Origin of the sequence: Massilia sp. WG5 (genome assembly GCF_001412595.2) — a bacterium.
GTDB lineage: Bacteria > Pseudomonadota > Gammaproteobacteria > Burkholderiales > Burkholderiaceae_D > Telluria.
The window spans coordinates 2,070,993-2,087,025 of record NZ_CP012640.2 but is presented as its reverse complement, the minus strand read 5'-3'; the positions used below and the strand labels follow the sequence as shown (position 1 = coordinate 2,087,025).

12 protein-coding genes and 1 riboswitch are annotated in these 16,033 nt (G+C 64.5%); of the genes, 5 read left to right on the top strand and 7 right to left on the bottom strand.

The window, feature by feature from the left end; all coding sequences use genetic code 11:
* Nucleotides 1–20: 20 nt before the first annotated feature.
* Together AM586_RS09250 and AM586_RS09245 are read right to left on the bottom strand one after the other, a co-directional pair.
* Nucleotides 21–1,817: a S8 family serine peptidase gene (locus AM586_RS09250; RefSeq protein ID WP_229411079.1), complete on the bottom strand. Its 1,797-nt coding sequence runs from the start codon at nucleotides 1,815–1,817 to the stop codon at nucleotides 21–23.
* Nucleotides 1,818–1,908: 91 nt separating this feature from the next.
* A riboswitch (cyclic di-GMP riboswitch) is annotated at nucleotides 1,909–1,995 on the bottom strand.
* A gap of 224 nt (nucleotides 1,996–2,219) precedes the next feature.
* The gene (locus AM586_RS09245; protein WP_047823563.1) at nucleotides 2,220–2,699 is read right to left on the bottom strand and encodes a VOC family protein; all 480 of its coding nucleotides are present in this window, start codon (nucleotides 2,697–2,699) and stop codon (nucleotides 2,220–2,222) included.
* Between the two features lie 149 nt (nucleotides 2,700–2,848).
* Here AM586_RS09245 and rpiA point away from each other — a divergent pair, with 149 nt between their 5' ends.
* The 3 genes from rpiA (at nucleotide 2,849) to AM586_RS09230 (ending at nucleotide 5,337) form a co-directional block, all read left to right on the top strand.
* Nucleotides 2,849–3,526: a ribose-5-phosphate isomerase RpiA gene (rpiA, locus tag AM586_RS09240; RefSeq protein ID WP_047823566.1), complete on the top strand. Its 678-nt coding sequence runs from the start codon at nucleotides 2,849–2,851 to the stop codon at nucleotides 3,524–3,526.
* A 14-nt stretch (nucleotides 3,527–3,540) separates the two neighbouring features.
* Nucleotides 3,541–3,876: a hypothetical protein gene (locus tag AM586_RS09235; protein ID WP_047823568.1), complete on the top strand. Its 336-nt coding sequence runs from the start codon at nucleotides 3,541–3,543 to the stop codon at nucleotides 3,874–3,876.
* 228 nt (nucleotides 3,877–4,104) lie between these two features.
* On the top strand, nucleotides 4,105–5,337 hold the full coding sequence (locus AM586_RS09230) for a glycosyltransferase family 9 protein (RefSeq protein WP_082439728.1): 1,233 nt from the start codon (nucleotides 4,105–4,107) through the stop codon (nucleotides 5,335–5,337).
* 13 nt (nucleotides 5,338–5,350) lie between these two features.
* Here AM586_RS09230 and AM586_RS09225 read toward each other — a convergent pair whose 3' ends face one another.
* From AM586_RS09225 to argA, 4 genes are all read right to left on the bottom strand, one after another.
* Nucleotides 5,351–6,709 (bottom strand): T6SS immunity protein Tli4 family protein, encoded by a 1,359-nt coding sequence (locus AM586_RS09225; protein WP_156328126.1) that lies wholly within the window; start codon nucleotides 6,707–6,709, stop codon nucleotides 5,351–5,353.
* A complete protein-coding gene (locus tag AM586_RS09220) occupies nucleotides 6,702–8,399 on the bottom strand; it encodes a triacylglycerol lipase (RefSeq protein ID WP_047823574.1) in 1,698 nt (565 codons plus the stop codon). Before AM586_RS09220 ends, AM586_RS09225 begins: the two co-directional genes overlap by 8 nt.
* A 242-nt stretch (nucleotides 8,400–8,641) precedes the next feature.
* Nucleotides 8,642–8,914 carry an oxidative damage protection protein gene (locus AM586_RS09215; protein WP_047823576.1) on the bottom strand — a complete coding sequence of 91 codons (273 nt, stop codon included), beginning with the start codon at nucleotides 8,912–8,914 and terminating at the stop codon, nucleotides 8,642–8,644.
* A gap of 154 nt (nucleotides 8,915–9,068) precedes the next feature.
* Entirely contained in the window at nucleotides 9,069–10,391 is a 1,323-nt protein-coding gene (argA, locus tag AM586_RS09210) for an amino-acid N-acetyltransferase (RefSeq protein ID WP_373887923.1), read from the bottom strand.
* 46 nt (nucleotides 10,392–10,437) lie between these two features.
* On the opposite strand from argA, the gene hrpA reads away from it, so the two are divergent.
* Both hrpA and AM586_RS09200 read left to right on the top strand, forming a co-directional pair.
* A complete protein-coding gene (gene hrpA, locus AM586_RS09205; RefSeq protein ID WP_060567050.1) occupies nucleotides 10,438–14,664 on the top strand; it encodes an ATP-dependent RNA helicase HrpA in 4,227 nt (1,408 codons plus the stop codon).
* A complete protein-coding gene (locus AM586_RS09200; protein ID WP_047823583.1) occupies nucleotides 14,661–15,494 on the top strand; it encodes an alpha/beta hydrolase in 834 nt (277 codons plus the stop codon). Before hrpA ends, AM586_RS09200 begins: the two co-directional genes overlap by 4 nt.
* On the opposite strand, the gene AM586_RS09195 is transcribed toward AM586_RS09200, so the two are convergent.
* On the bottom strand, nucleotides 15,446–15,982 hold the full coding sequence (locus AM586_RS09195; protein WP_047823584.1) for a DUF6622 family protein: 537 nt from the start codon (nucleotides 15,980–15,982) through the stop codon (nucleotides 15,446–15,448). The two genes, AM586_RS09200 and AM586_RS09195, sit on opposite strands and share 49 nt — an antisense overlap.
* Nucleotides 15,983–16,033 lie beyond the last annotated feature (51 nt).

Genomic DNA, 16,033 nt, shown 5'->3' with positions numbered 1-16,033 from the left:
GCCGTGGCCCGCCGCTGTCATCAACGCGAGCTCACGTTGACCGAGCTCGTGCTGGTATTGCCGGCCGCGTCGCGTGCGGTCACGGTAATGGTATGCGTACCGGCCGCGATCTTCTTGGTATTCCAGTTGTAGCCCAGCGAACCGCCAGTGCCCTGCGCCTTGGTCGCGCCGTCGATCGCCAGGGTCAGCTTGATGCCCGCTGCACCGGCGTTGTCGGTGGCGTTGACGCTCACCGAGACATTGCCGTTGACGGTGCCGCCGGTCGGATTGGTGATCGTGACCACCGGCGCGGTCGTGTCCTTGGCGACGCTGGTGGTGACGTTCGACACGTTGACGCTCACGGCGGACGCGCTGCCGGCATTGCCCGCGGCATCGTAGGCGACAGCGCTTACGCTGACCTTGCCGTTGGCCACGCCGGTCGAATCCCAGCTGAAGCTGAACGGCGCCGTGGTGTCGGTGGCGACCACGGTGCCATTCACGACCAGGTCGACCCGCGCCACGCCGACGTTGTCGCTGGCATTGACCGTCACCGGCACCGCGCCCGACACCGTGCTGCCGGCGAGCGGGGCGGCCAGCGAAGCGGTCGGCGCGGTCGTATCGGCCGGCACCACGAAACTTGCCGCGGCGCGGACGGCGGCGGCGGCGTTCACGCGGCCGTAGCCGAACACCGGGTCGAGGCCGGCGGCGCCGAGGTCGACCGCGGTCGAATACAGGATGGACTGCACCTGCTCGCCGCTCAGGTCGGGGCGCGCTGCCATGACGAGCGCGGCGACGCCGGCGCTCAGCGGGCTCGAGAACGAGGTGCCTTGCCAGGTCGAGTAGCCGCCGTTCCTGTCCGTGCTGATGATGCCGGTGCCCGGTGCCGACAGCGTCACGAAGTTGCCCCAGCTCGAGAAGCTGGCCTTGGCGTCGTTGGTGGTGGTTGCCGAGACGGCGATCATCGAACCGTCGGTGCTGATGTTCTCGTCGATATTGCTGTTGCCGGCCGAGACGAACACCAGGCCGCCCTTGCTCTTCATGTACTTGGCCGCGCTCATGATGGTGCTGCTGCCCGCGACGCCGCCGTAGCTGATGTTGGCGACCCGGGCGCCGTTGTCGGCGGCATAGGTCAGGCCGCTGGCGATGGTGCTGTAATAGGCGGTGCAGCCGCCGGTGGTGCTGTCGCTGAAGGCGACGCGGATCGGCATCAGGCGGGCCGCGCCGGCCACGCCGGCCACGCCGGTCGCGTTGTTGGTGCTCGCCGCCGCCACGCCGGCCACCGCGGTGCCGTGGCCGCACACGTCGGTCAGGTCGGTATTGTTATTGTAGAAGTTGTAGCCCGGGACCAGGCGGCTCACCAGGTCGGGATGGTTGACGTTGATGCCGGAATCCAGGATGGCGATCGTCACGCCCGCGCCCTGGGTGGTGTCCCAGGCGCTCGTGGCGCCGACCTGGGTGAGATGCCACTCGCTGCCGAGGTAGGGATCGTTGGCGGTCGCGGTGGCCTGGACCACGCGGTCGAGTTCGGCGAATTTCAGTTCCGGACGGTGCGACAGGGCAGCCGCGACCGCGGTCTCCGACGCGTTGCCCGGCAGGTCGACCACGTACATGCGGCTCTGGCCGAGCTTGCGACGCTTGCCGCCGTGCTCTTTCAGGATGTTGTCGAGGGCCGTATCGGACAGGCCCGGACGCGCTTCGATGATCACGCGGCCACGCGCATACGCATCCTTGGGGGCGGCCATGCTGGCGCCGGATGCGGCCATCAGGGCGCCGATCACGGCGACGGCCAGGATGGAAGATTTGCGGAAGGAAGCGATCTGGTTCGAAGCAGTGTGCATGGCGATATCCTGTTTATGGTTGATAAAGGCAGGATGGCTGGCAGGCCGCTTCGCGAGCGCGGCAGAATGCCCCGTGCTCGAAAGATCGGTGTCTGGCAGTCCTGCCGTCATGGGGCTCGCGCCCTTTAGACCGTTGACTTTGCGTCCTCCACTTTCGCGGAGTTTGCCCTTTGCAGATGATGAACCGAGTATATCTACGTCATTTCCTGGTTACAACTAATTTCTTACTGGAAACGTAGAATTTATGTTCCTTGTGGAAACAAATCAACAAATTGGCATGGTAAATCGGCGTCCTTGCCTTGCTGTAAGGCGCCGATTTTGACGGATTTGTCGGAAATTTAATGACTGTTAATTAAATGGAATCTGGTATTGCGGCTTTTGTAACTGGCGCCGCGCGTGCCCTCAGTTGCGCCGCGCCGCCTCGACCGCCGCCACATCGATTTTCGTCATCGTCATCATCGCCTCGAACACGCGCTTGGCCACCGCCGGATCGGGATCGGCGATCGACTCGGACAGCACGCGCGGCGTGATCTGCCACGACAGGCCCCATTTGTCCTTGCACCAGCCGCACACGCTTTCCTGCCCGCCGTTACCGACGATTGCATTCCAGAGGCGGTCGGTTTCGGCCTGGTCATCGGTCGCGACCTGGAAGGAGAAGGCTTCGCTGTGCGTGACGCCGGGTCCGCCGTTCAGGCCGAGGCAGGGGATGCCCATCACCGTGAACTCGACCGTCAGCACATCGCCTTGTTTGCCGGCGGGATAGTCGCCGGGCGCGCGGTGGACCGCCTTGACTGCGCTGTCCGGAAAGGTCGCGGCGTAGAACGTCGCTGCATCCAGGGCATCGCCCTTGAACCACAGGCAAATCGTGTTTTTGCTGGCCATGCTCGTCTCCTCAGGTAGTGGGATCGATGTCGACAATGAAAGGCAGGCCAGTCTAGCAGTCTTGCTCCCGGCAAGGCTTGCAAGCGCTTGCAGCATCTGCGTTCGCGCATCCGTTAAAATGTCGGCATTTCTCACCTACCAAGATCATCATGACCCAGGACGAACTCAAGCAGGCCGTGGCCCGCGCTGCCATCGATTACGTGGTCGACGGCGAAATCATCGGCGTCGGCACCGGCTCGACCGCCAACTATTTCATCGACGAACTCGGCAAGATCAAGGACCGCATCAAGGGCGCGGTCGCGTCGTCGGAAGCCACCGCAGCGCGCCTGCGCAGCCACGGCATCGACGTGCGTGACCTGAACGACGTCGAATCGATTTCCGTCTACGTCGACGGCGCCGACGAGATCGATGCCGGAGGCAGCATGATCAAGGGCGGCGGCGCGGCCCTGACGCGCGAGAAGATCGTGGCGTCGGTGTCGAAGAGTTTCGTCTGCATCGCCGACGGCTCCAAGCTGGTCCAGACCCTGGGCAAGTTCCCGCTGCCGGTCGAAGTCGTGCCGATGGCGCGCGCGGCCGTGATGCGCAAGCTGGCGGCCCTGGGCGGCCAGCCGAAGCTGCGCACCAAGCCGGGCACTGACGAAGCCTTCGTCACCGACAACGGCGGCCACCTCATCGACGTCGCAGGCCTGTCGATCACCGATCCGGTGGCGCTGGAAAACGAGATCAACCAGATCGTCGGCGTGATCGCCGTCGGCCTGTTCGCCCAGCGCGGCGCCAACGTCTGCCTGCTGGGCATGGCGGACGGCGTCAAGACCCTCACGTTCTGAACACGGAGAGCGGCATGAAACCTGGTTTCATCCTGATGCCGCTTGCCGCGCTGCTCGGCGGCTGCGCCTGGTTCCACCAGCCGGCCCGGCCGGTCCAGGCCGCGGCGCCGGCGCCTGCCAGGGCCGCGGGCCTGGTCGACGCGGATGGCACGCCGATCCAGAAGCTGCCGTTCCGCATCGGCGTCTCCTCGGCCACCGTCGAGAAGATGGCGCGGCAGCAGTCCTGCACGGGCGGGCAGGGCGCCAGCCTGGTCACCGAGCCGGGACCGGTCGAGGTCTACCGCATGCAGTGCGAAAACGGCAAAATCTTCATGGCGCGCTGCGAACTGCGCCAGTGCCGCCAGATGTAAGTTCCCTTTCCCCGTTCGCGCGAGCGCCATCGCTCGCCCGACGTCATCGTCTCCTTTGCGCAGCAAGGCGTCCTTGCACGCCCATTTCATCCGGACCGCCGCGGACTTTTGCAGTGCACCATGCTATCGTCTTGACCTAACTTTACAAACTCTTACGGTTTGTTTGCATTTCCAGCAGCTTATTGCACATAGAATTTTCGCATCGTCTACATGCAAGGTCTGAGCAATATGAAACCAGCGGGTGAACACTCCACCGGAACGGGGTCCTGGCGCAATCGTGTCGGTAAATCCGCTTTCGTCCCGGCGCTCGGCGCCCTCGATGCCGATGCACCGGCGGCGCAGGCGCCATTGGTCCCTCCCGCATTGCTGCGGCAGGCCGACAAGATCCTCTTCATTGCCCACCTGGCCCTCGGCGATTTCGCCTACCTGCAAAGCGGTTTCCAGGCGTTTGCGCGGGCGTATCCGCACCTGAAGATCCACCTCTGGGTCGACGAGCGCCGCCGCACCAGCCGCGCGTCGGAATGGCCGCATCTCAAGAAGTACGCGCTGTATGACTGGCTGGCCGAGTGCCCCTACATCGACAAGGTCTACGCCGAAACCTACAGCCCGCAGGCTTACCGGGCATCGCTGGAAGAAGCGCGCCGCGAGGACTATCCGGTCGTGGTCTCGCTCGCCGTCCTGGAGCGCCACAAGTACGCCCTCATGGCGCGCAGTATCAGTCCGCATGGTTTCGTGGTAGGGCAGAAAAAGCGGGTGCGACCCTACGACCTGCCCAAGCACCTCATCTACCGCAAGCTGGACGCCTTCATCCCGCCCTATTCGGTGGCCACGCATCCGGACCAGCACATCAGCGACATCTACGCCGGCTGGTTCGACCTTTTGTTCGGCCTGGACATCCCGCCGGCCGCGCGCTTCCCCGTGCTCGACATCGCCGACAAATGGATCGACTATGCGCGCACGCAGTTCGCCGACTGGGGTTTCATGCGGGCCGATGGCAAGCCCTCGAGCGTCGTGTTCGTCAACGGCTTTTCCAAATCGGTGGAGCGCAGCTGGCCGCTGGAACGGATCATCGGACTGATCCGGACCATGCGCTGCGAGCCGGACTGGTGCGACGCCGGCTTCGTCGTCAACGTCGTGCCCGAGGAACTTGCGCGGGCCCGCGAGCTGTTCGCCAAGGCGGGACTGGAGCGCAGCTTCCTGTTCAGCGCCGAAGACAATTTCTTCCAGCTGCCGGCCATTCTCAGCCTGTGCGAGCTCATCATATCGGTGGAGACTGCCGTGATGCACCTGGCGAATGCGGTGCATGTGCCGGTGATCGCCCTGATGCGGCAGAGCAGTCCCGAATGGGTGCCGATCGACAAGGCGAACAGCACCGTGATCACGGCGCCGCACCGCAAGGATTGGGTCGATAAAATCGGCGTACAGGACGTGATGGCGGTGCTGGCTGCCCGCCGGCCCTGACACCCCCAAGTATTCAGGAGGCCGTCGTTCGCGCTTCGCTGCGGCGGTCGACGAGTGTCCAGACGGTCGGGTTGGCGAGCCGGTAGCTGGACTGTACGCCGCGCAGCTTTTCCCACAGCGTTTGCGGATGCAGCAGCAGGGCCTGCGGCATGCGCTGGCCCCTCTTCAGGAACTGGCGCCGGCCTCCCGCCACACTGGCGTCGTATCCGCCATCCTGGCATTGCCACCAGCCGGTTTCAGGACAGACATCGCCTGCCGAGGTGGTGTCGCCGAGGTCGGGAGGTGGCGGCGCGTCAAGCCTGGCCGGCAGCGTGGCGCTGGTGGGGCGGACCCGGATGCTGGACGAGATCCTGTCCCATAACTCGATCAGCGCATCCTCGCCAAGGAAGCCGATGCCGGGACGCGCTCCGGCATTGACGGGGTGGCCGGTCGACATTTCCAGATGCATGAAGGGAAGGAAGACATCGTCTCTTGTGCCGCTCACTTCCCAGTTGAAAGCGAAGGTGTGGACGAAATTCAGTTCGGTCCATTTTTCCGCGACTTCTTCGCCATCGATGCCGTTGATGGCCCGCCTGCCTTTTCTCAGTTTGTTCATGAGCGCCCGCTGCCATGCGGGCATGGCCGCATCGACGGCCGTATCCCGCTCAAGGCGTCCTTCCTTGTCGGGCTCGGTCCCGGCGCGCATATTGAACGCCATCGCAAGGTCGGGATGGTCGGGGAAGCCGGCGAACAGCACCACCCCTTCGCTGAAGTCGGCCGGCAAGGGGTCGACGAACATGCCGAGGCCGAAGCAGAAGCCGGCGGCCGTGGGAATCTCTTTTGCTGGAACCAGCCTGAGCTTGTCCATCAGGCGCCGCAGGTTGCCTGTCCGGTCGACATCATAGCCGTCCGTCCTGAAGTTGAAACTCCTGCCATGGGAATGAACGTAGGCTTCCAGCTTCACGTCGACCCAGACGACCGGTTTGCCGTGCTCCGTTCCTTTCGTTGCCTGGCGGCCGAATATGAAGATCTTCCCTGTAAAACCGTTATTTTCATACTCCTCGATCTTCTCCATATTCCGTTTGCCGAGCTCGTTCGGTTCGGCATCGATTTCCGCCTGCCTTGCCAATACACGGGCTTCGAATTCCTGCCTCGTTTCTTCTTGTCCGGAAATCCAGAGCCCGTTGACGAAGGCCTGGCCATACGAATGCTCCATGGATGCGGGCAGATCGATGAGAAATCTGCCAACACAGGCTGTCTTCATGTGTTGTGTCAGTTGTGCCACCGTGTAGCGATCCATCATCGAACTCCCTATGCCATACAAAAGAAAAAGCCCATAAAGTGCCACCAGGACACCAATCACCGGATTAGGCTTTTTGCTTTCCTTATCCATGTTGTCCCAGTTCCTGGACAACTTTGACGATGCAATAGCAAGTCAACAGGATGGTGTCATGGTGTTTATAGCTTTCCTGGTGACGGTAGCCGCGGGTGGCAAATAACTGCTTTATTTTGCCGGCCGGGCCCGCGCCGGATTGAAACGATACTGTGTCGTCGCCGGCGGACTCTTGTGGCTCAACAGAAAATGTAAGATCTGCCTTGCCCTCGATCCTGAGTTTTCGTGCGCCATTCGGTTCATGGGCAAGATACCTGGCGTGCAGTATGTTCGAGGGGGTTACCGGAACCATCGCGCCATGCGCCGATTGCTGCGCCACCCAGCGAATCCGGCCATAAGCTGGATGCGTCCTGTCGGCGCCGTAATAGGCAAATGTGGCCGGATGATAATAATCCGCCAGCCAGGCGTGAAATGCCTCGGCGGTATCGATGGCGCTCCTGATTTTCTTTATCGCGCCCCCTTTTTTTGTTTCATACAAGCCGGCGGGATCGGCCAGGTCGGGATTGACCAGCCGGTACCAGGAATGCATGTCGCGGTACAGATCGTAAGGATTCGGCTCGGATTCGTTCGGCAAATGCAGGCAGTCGTTGGCCGTTCCCTGCCGTTGACCTGCAGCGGGGCCGGTGATGACGCTGACATGCAGCCAGGGCCGGGGATGGAGCTGGTTCGGCAGCAGCTCCAGCGCGCCGGGCGCTGCCGACAGGACCGGGGTCGTATCCTCGGGACGCCTGCCGGCGATGTCGGCGAATTTGCCTGCCTTGAGATTCTCGTAGCCGTCATTCGCAGGGTTATCGCATTCCGTACCACATGCCAGGCGGCGGTAGGCCAGCGGTGTGCCGAGCGCCGGCATGACGCCGTGGATGACGCCGGCAATCTTGTCGGGAATGCGCTTGGCGCAGGCGCGCGCGACCAAACCTCCCATCGAATGGGTGACGAGGATGACCTTCTCGCATTCATGCCTGCGCGTCTTCCACCATTGGATGATGTCGTCGATACGCCGTTCCAGGCGCCTGGCCGATTCGCCGCAGGACTGCAGCCAGTTATAGCCGCAGGCATAAATCGGATACTGGTATTCGGCGTATCTTTCCAGTTCGCTTTCCGTCAATGGCCTTACGGCGCGCACGCCCCAGCGCTTCAAGGGATCGCTCTGCATTGCCTGCATGACTTCTTTCCAATGAGGACGGATTTGCCGCTTGTTGAGCATGTCCGTATGGAATGTCATTTCCAGATGGCTTTGCAGCTCGAACAATAAGCTGCCATAGGAGCCATTGAATATTTCACCCCAGCCACGTTCCCGCATGACACTGCGTTCCAGATAACATGAAGCGATATCCAGGTCGCCGGTATCGTCGACTTCGACATAGTCGGGATGAAGAATGAGCTGCCGCTCTTTCGGGCTGCGCTTCTTCCAATCGGCAGCATAAGACCAGCACGCGGCATCGCTGTTCGGCGGCCGCCATGCCGGTTCTCCGGGCTTTAACGGATAGCCCGCCGGCAAGGGTACATGTCGCCTGACGCGTAGATTGGTTCCCATGGTTCCCGGAATAAATATGACAGGAACAACTTTGTTAGAACCTTTGTACACCAGGCCCCGCGTCTTCAAACTGGTCGGCGTCAGTACCGTGCGTACATGGAGGCTGCCGTCCTCATTGATTACGGGATCTTTTAAACGTCGCAATGGATCTGCCATTTCTGCCTTTCGCGGTAAAAAGCTGAAACAGACAGACGCTCGGCGCTCCCGTTCGGTTCCGGGCAATCTGAAGCGCACGATAGATCGGTGGCAAAGGATGACTTACGCAATGTGCAGTGCACAAAAGAATTGCGTCACACAATGTTTTTAAAGGAAATATTGCGGGGAAAATAGAGAAAACGAGGAATGCCGGAAGGCAGTAGGCGGCGCAGAACGCGCCGCCCGGAAGGAATGCAGACGAATCAGGCCGTCGGCGGCACGTAACCGGCCGCCTCGTCGGCGCCTTCACCGAAGAAATGGCGTTCCATCTGGGTCGCCAGGTATTTGCGGGCGCGTGCGTCCGCCATGTTCAGGCGGTTTTCGTTGATCAGCATGGTCTGGTGCTTGAGCCAGCCCTGCCACGCTTCCTTCGACACGCTTTCGTAGATCCGCTTGCCCAGTTCGCCGGGGTAGGGCGGGAAGTCCAGGCCTTCGGCTTCCTTGTTCAATTTGATGCAGTGGACGGTGCGCGCCATGTTCTTGCTCCTGGTTCGATTCGGGAAAACCTAGATTATAAGGGACCGGGAACCTGCTGCGCGTTGCATTGTTGGCTTGTGATGCTCGCCGTACTCGCGTACAGCTGCGCTTCTCGGCCAACACGGCTTCCGCTCGCTACGGTTCTCGTATCCCTTACAAGGTCTTGATGAAAATCTGCGACCGGCGCTGCCAGTTATACATGTGGGCGCGGTCCTTCGGCAGGTCGTCCACGGTGGCCGGCACGAAGCCGCGCTTCTTGAACCAGTGCGCGGTGCGGGTGGTCAGCACGAACAGCTTGGTCAGGCCGGCGGCCTTGGCGCGATTTTCGATGTTCTTCAGGATGCGCTCGCCGTCGCCCTGGGTCTGGGCGTCCGGACTCACGGTCAGGCAGGCCATCTCGCCCATCTTCTCGCCCGGGAAGGGGTAGAGGGCCGCGCAGCCGAAGATCACGCCGTCGTGCTCGATCACCGAGAAATGGTCGATCTCGCGTTCGATCAGCTCGCGCGGACGCTTGACCAGGGTGCCGTCGGCTTCCAGCGGCTCGATGAGCTTGATAATTCCGCCGACGTCCTCAATTGTGGCCTGTCGCAGGCTCTCCAGGTTTTCGTGGCTGATCATGGTGCCCACGCCATCGTGGGTGAACAGCTCGAGCAGGGCCGAGCCGTCCAGCTGGAAAGGCACGATGTGGGACCGGTCGACGCCGCTGTGGCAGGCCTTGATCGCATGCTGCAGGTAGAACGACGCGTCGGACGGCAGGAAGCCCGCCTGCAGCACGGCTTCGGCCTGGTGCGAGGACAGTTCGCGGATCTCGGCGCCGGCGGCATCCGTCATCATCGGGGTTTCGGTGATGAAGATGAGCTTTTCGGCATGCAGGGCGATCGCGGCCGCCGAAGCCACGTCTTCCATGGTCAGGTTGAACACTTCGCCGGTCGGCGAGAAGCCGAGCGGGGAGAGCAGCACGATGTTGTCTTCGGTCTGCAGGATCGGGTGGATCTTCTCGGCCGCGATCTTGCGCGTGACGCCGGTCAGCTCGAAGTCGACGCCGTCGATCACGCCGAGCGGACGCGCGGTCACGAAGTTACCCGAGACGATGCTGATATGGGCATTCGACATCGGCGTGTTCGGCAAACCCTGGCTGAAAGCCGCTTCGATGTCCAGGCGCAGCTCGCCGGCAGCTTCCTTCGCGCATTCCATGGCGGCGGTGTCGGTGATGCGTACGCCGTTGTGGAAGCGGCCCTCGACGTTCCGCAGATCGAGCTGCTCGGCGACCTGGGGACGCGAGCCGTGCACCAGCACGACGCGGATGCCGAGGCCGACCAGCAGGGACAGGTCCTGGGCCAGTACCGGCAGGGCGCCGGCGGCGACGAGTTCACCGGGGAAGGCGACGACGAAAGTCTTGCCGCCGAAAGCATGAATATACGGCGCGACCGAGCGCAGCCACTGGACGAATTGGGTAGGGTTTTCCATTTGCCGCATTATAATTGGCTGCGCGACTTGCGCACCAAATACCTTGTAAAAATCAATGTCAGAACAGAGTAACAAGCCTTCGCCGGGCCCGGCGCGCGCAGCTTCCCCCGACCGCAATTCCAACCAGCCACGCAAGGATGCGGGGCAGGGCAAGCCGCGCGCGCCCGCGCGCGAGGGGGCGCTCGCGAGCGCGCTCGCGGAGGCGCGCGTGCGTGCGCCGGCGGCCGCGCCCCAGGGTGGCGAAGGTGCGCAGGAGCGCAAGTCCGGCGACCGCGAGCAGCGCCGTCCGCGCGACGAAGGACGCAAGGAGCAGCCGCAGCGCAAGGAGCAGCAAACCGGACGCAAGCCGCCTGTGCGCACGCCGCTCCCGCCGATCGTCTTCCCCGAAGACCTGCCGGTTTCCGGCCGCCGCCGGGAGATCGCCGAAGCGCTGACGAAGCACCAGGTCATCATCGTGTCCGGCGAAACCGGTTCCGGTAAAACGACCCAGCTGCCGAAGATCTGCCTGGAACTGGGGCGCGGTGAGAAAGGCATGATCGGCCACACGCAGCCGCGCCGTATCGCGGCTTCCAGCACCGCCAAGCGCATCGCCCACGAACTGGGTACGCCCCTGGGCGAGCACGTGGGTTACAAGGTCCGCTTCAACGACACCCTGCAACCGGGCGCCTGGGTCAAGCTGATGACCGACGGCATCCTGCTGGCCGAGACCCAGACCGACCCGCTGCTCAAGGCCTACGACACCATCATCATCGACGAGGCGCACGAACGCAGCCTGAACATCGACTTCCTGCTCGGCTACCTGAAGCAGCTCCTGCCGCGCCGTCCGGACCTGAAGGTGATCATCACCTCGGCGACCATCGACGCCGAGCGCTTCGCGCGCCATTTCGGCACGCCTGACAAGCCGGTGCCGGTGATCGAGGTCTCGGGCCGCCTGTACAAGGTCGAGGTGCGCTATCGCCCGGTCGACCGCGACCCGGTCGCCGCATCCACTGGCGGCGGCGACAAGCCGGCCACCAAGGCCCAGGCCGCGCGCGACAAGCGCGACCTGATCGACGCCGTGGTCGACGGCGTCGACGAACTGTGCCGCCTGGGACAGGGCGACGTGCTGGTGTTCCTGCCCGGCGAGCGCGAGATCCGCGACTGCGCCGAGGCCCTGCGCAAGCAGCACCCGCCGCACGTCGAGATCCTTCCGTTGTTCGCCCGGCTGTCGGTCGAGGAGCAGGACCGTGTCTTCAAGACCACCAACGCGCGCCGCATCGTGCTGGCGACCAACGTGGCCGAGACCTCGCTGACCGTACCCGGCATCCGCTACGTGGTCGATTCCGGCCTGGCGCGCGTGAAGCGCTACAGCTATCGCAACAAGGTCGAGCAGCTGCAGGTCGAGGCGATCGCGCAGTCGGCGGCCAACCAGCGCGCCGGCCGCTGCGGCCGCGTGGCCGACGGCGTCTGCATCCGCCTGTACGAGGAAGACGATTTCCTGCAGCGCCCGAAGTTCACGGACCCGGAGATCCTGCGTTCCTCGCTGGCGGCCGTCATCCTGCGCATGAAGTCGCTGCACCTGACGGACGTCGAGACCTTCCCCTTCGTCGAACCGCCGCAAGGCCGCGCGATCGCCGACGGCTACCAGCTGCTGCAGGAACTGGGCGCGGTCGACGACGCCAACGAGCTGACGCCGATGGGGCGCAAGCTGGCCAAGCTGCCGCTCGACCCGCGCGTGGGCCGCATGATCCTGGCCGCGGTCGACAACAACTGCCTGACCGAGATGCTGATCATCGCCTCGGCGCTGTCGGTGCAGGACCCGCGCGACCGGCCGATGGAGTACCAGCAGCAGGCCGACGAGAAGCACAAGAAATTCGCCGACGAGAAGAGCGAGTTCCTCAGCTATATCAAGATCTGGCGCTGGTTCGAGCAGGCCATCGAGCACAAGAAGACCAACCGCCAGCTGCAGGAAAACTGCCGCGAGAACTTCCTCTCGCAGCTGCGCCTGCGCGAGTGGCGCGACGTGCACTCGCAGCTGCTCACCATCGTCAGGGAGCAGGGCTGGCGCCTGAGCGAAGCCGCGGCCACCTACGAGCAGCTGCACATGGCGCTGCTGACCGGCCTGCTGGGCAACATCGGCTACAAGATGGAAGAGGACAGTGCCTATCTGGGCGCGCGCGGCATCAAGTTCAATATCTGGCCCGGTTCCTCGCTGGGCAAGAAGGCCGGCAAGTGGGTGATGGCGGCCGAACTGGTCGAGACCACGCGCCTGTACGCGCGCACGCTGGCGCAGATCCAGCCGGAGTGGGTCGAGAAGATCGGCTGGCACCTGTTGAAGAAATCCTGGGGCGAGCCGCGCTGGGAGAAGCGCAGCGCCCAGGTGACGGCGACCGAGCGCGCGACCCTGTACGGCATCGTGGTCTACAGCCAGCGCCGCATCAACTACGCCAACATCAACCCGCAGGAATCGCGCGAGATCCTGATCCGCGACGCGCTGGTGGCGGGCGACTACGAGACGCGCGCGCCCTTCTTCGCCCACAACCAGAAGCTGATCAGGGAGATCGAGAACCTCGAGCACAAGTCGCGGCGCCTCGACGTGCTGGTCGACGACCAGCTGATCGCGGCCTTCTACGACAAGGAGATCCCGGGCGATATCGTGAACGGCGCCGGCTTCGAGAAGTGGTACAAGGACGCCTCGCGCGACAACCCCAAGCTGCTCTACCTGAACAAGGAAGAGCTGATGCGCCACGAGGCGGCCGGCGTCACCACCGAGCTGTTCCCGAAGACGATGAACGTCACCGGCATCGAGATGGGCCTGTCCTATCACTTCGAGCCGGGCAGCCCGCGCGATGGCGTCACGCTCACCGTGCCGCTGTTCGCGCTGAACCAGATCCCGCAAGAGCGTCCGGGCTGGCTGGTGCCCGGCATGCTGAAGGAGAAGGTGCAGCTGCTCTTGAAATCGCTGCCGCAGAAGCTGCGCCGCCACTGCGTGCCGCTGCCGGACTACGCGGCCGGCTTCTTCGAGCGCAACCAGGACCCGGTGCGCTTCGGCCGCGGCGACCTGGTCGACGCGCTGATCGCGGACCTCCACCAGCACACCAGCGCGCGCGTGCTGACCACCGACTTCAAGCTGGAGACCCTGCCGGCCCACCTGTCCATGAATTTCAAGGTGGTCGACGAGCATGGCCGCCAGCTCGACATGGGGCGCAACCTGGCGACCCTGCAGGCGGAGCTGGGCAGCCAGGCGCGCCAGAGTTTCCAGCGCATGGCGGAATCGACGCCGGCCCAGGTGGCCAGCGGCCAGGCGAGGGCGCAGGCGGCGTTCGGCAAGCCCGCGGCTTCCGCCCCCGCTGCCGCCACGAATGCGCCGGCTGCGAAAGGCAGGGAGAGCGCGGCGGCCCAGGCTTCGGCCACGGGCGCGGCCAACGCCGGCGTCGGCCAGCAGCCTGCGTCGGCCACCACCAATATCACCAGCTGGACCTTCGGCGAGTTGCCGGAACTCCTGGAGATCAAGCAGGGCAAGCTGACCCTGATCGGCTTCCCGGCCCTGGTCGACAAGGGCACGCACTGCGACCTGGAAGTGTTCGACGACCCGAACGTGGCCGCGCGCACCCACCGCATCGGCCTGCGCCGCCTGTTCTCGCTGCAGCTCAAGGACCAGCTCAAGTTCGCCGAGAAGAACATCCCCGGCCTGCAGCAGATGGGCATGCAGTTCATGTCGGTCGGCTCGCCCGAGGACCTGCGCGAGCAGATCATCAACAAGGCGATCGACATCGCCTGCCTGCAGGATCCGCTGCCGGTCGATGCCGCGTCCTTCAACAAGCGCAAGGACGAGGGCAAGGGCCGTATCGGCCTCCTGATCAACGAGATCGCACGCCTGGCGGGATCGATCCTGGCCGAGTTCCACGGCATGCCCAAGCGCCTGCAGAACCTGCCGCAGGCGGTGGCCGGCGACATGCAGTCGCAGTTGCAGGGCCTGGTGCACAAGCGCTTCATCGCCGACACCGAGTACAGCCAGCTGGCGCACTTCCCGCGCTACCTGAAGGCGATGAACGTGCGCCTCGAAAGGCTGCGCACCAACGCTTCGCGCGACGCCCAGCTGATGGCGGAATGGCAGAGCGCGGCCAGCCAGTTCCAGCGCACCATCAAGAACCAGCCGATGAAGAACCTCGACCCGCGCATGACGGACTTCCGCTGGATGCTGGAAGAGCTGCGCGTCTCGCTGTTCGCGCAGGAGCTGAGGACGCCGATGCCGGTGTCCAGCAAACGTCTGCAAAAAGTATGGGAGTCGATGCTGCGATGAAGATGTCCACCCTGTTGCTGCGCCTTGCCCTGGCGGCGCCGGCGGCCTGCATGTCGCTGGCAAGCGCGGCGGCTCCCGCGGCGCCGGCGCTCGCCTCCGCCGCCGCGCCGCTCTCCATCGGCGACACCTGGACCATCCGGTCCGTGGCGCTCGGCGAAACCCGGCGCATCAACGTCTACGTCCCGGCCGGCATCCCGGCCGGGACGCCGCTGCCGGTGCTGTACATGCCGGACGGCGGCATGCTGGAGGACTTCCTGCACGTCGCCGGCCTGCTGCAGGTCGGCGCCGGCAACGGCACCGTGCGGCCCTTCCTGTTGGTGGGAATAGAAAACACGCAGCGCCGGCGCGACCTCACCGGCCCGACCGAGGTCGCAAAGGACCGCAGCATCGCGCCGGCGGTCGGCGGCTCGCAGGCCTACCGCGACTTCATCCGCAAGGAGCTGATGCCGGAAGTGGAAAAACGCTATCGGGTCACGCCGGAGAGGGCGATCGTCGGCGAATCGCTGGCCGGGCTGTTCGTGGTCGAGACCCTGGCGCTGGAACCGGAGCTGTTCGACACCTATATCGCGATCGACCCCAGTTTGTGGTGGAACAACGGCGAGCTGGCGAAGCGCCTGCTCGCGCATCCGCCGGCCGCCGGCCGCGGGAAGACCCTGCTGATCGCGGCCAGCGCCGACGGCGCGCCCGGCATCGACGCCGCTGCGCTGGCGGCGAGTCTGGCCAAGGCAGGACTGGGTTTCAGCTACGACGCGTGGCCGAACGAATCGCATGCCACCATCTATCACCCGGCCGCGCTGAAGGCCTTCCGGGCCGTGCTCAAGCCGCGCTGAGTCCTGCCGCGCCATTCCGCCACGTCGCGCGCCAGACGGCCCAGGAAGCAGCCGTTGAACACGCCGAACAGGGCGCACACGCCCGCCGCGACCAGCGCATCCTGGCGCGCATGCGGCAGCACCGCCAGCAGCACGGCCGCCGCGTATTTGGTGAAGAACACCGCCAGCATCATCGCCATCGGCGCCGGGCTGCCGCGCACGATCACATGGCCGGGCTTCGCTCCCGGCGCCGTGCGGCTGCGGCCGAAGGCCCACGCCAGCGCCGCCGCGCCCGCCGCCGCGACGGCCCAGGCGCCGAGCGCCGCGCCGTTCGCACCGAATTTCGCGTTCACGTCCTGCAGCGCCAGCGCCAGCATGACGAGGGGGACGATGAACAGGCTGCGGATCGTCACCTCGCGATCGCGCAGGGCGGCCAGGCCGCGCCAGACCAGCACGGCGAGGATGGCCCAGACATAGGTGGGGGTGTGGCTCAGGATCTGGTGCAGCATGGCGGGCTCCGTCAGGTGGGTTAAGTTGACGCCACTGTGCCCGATGCCTTG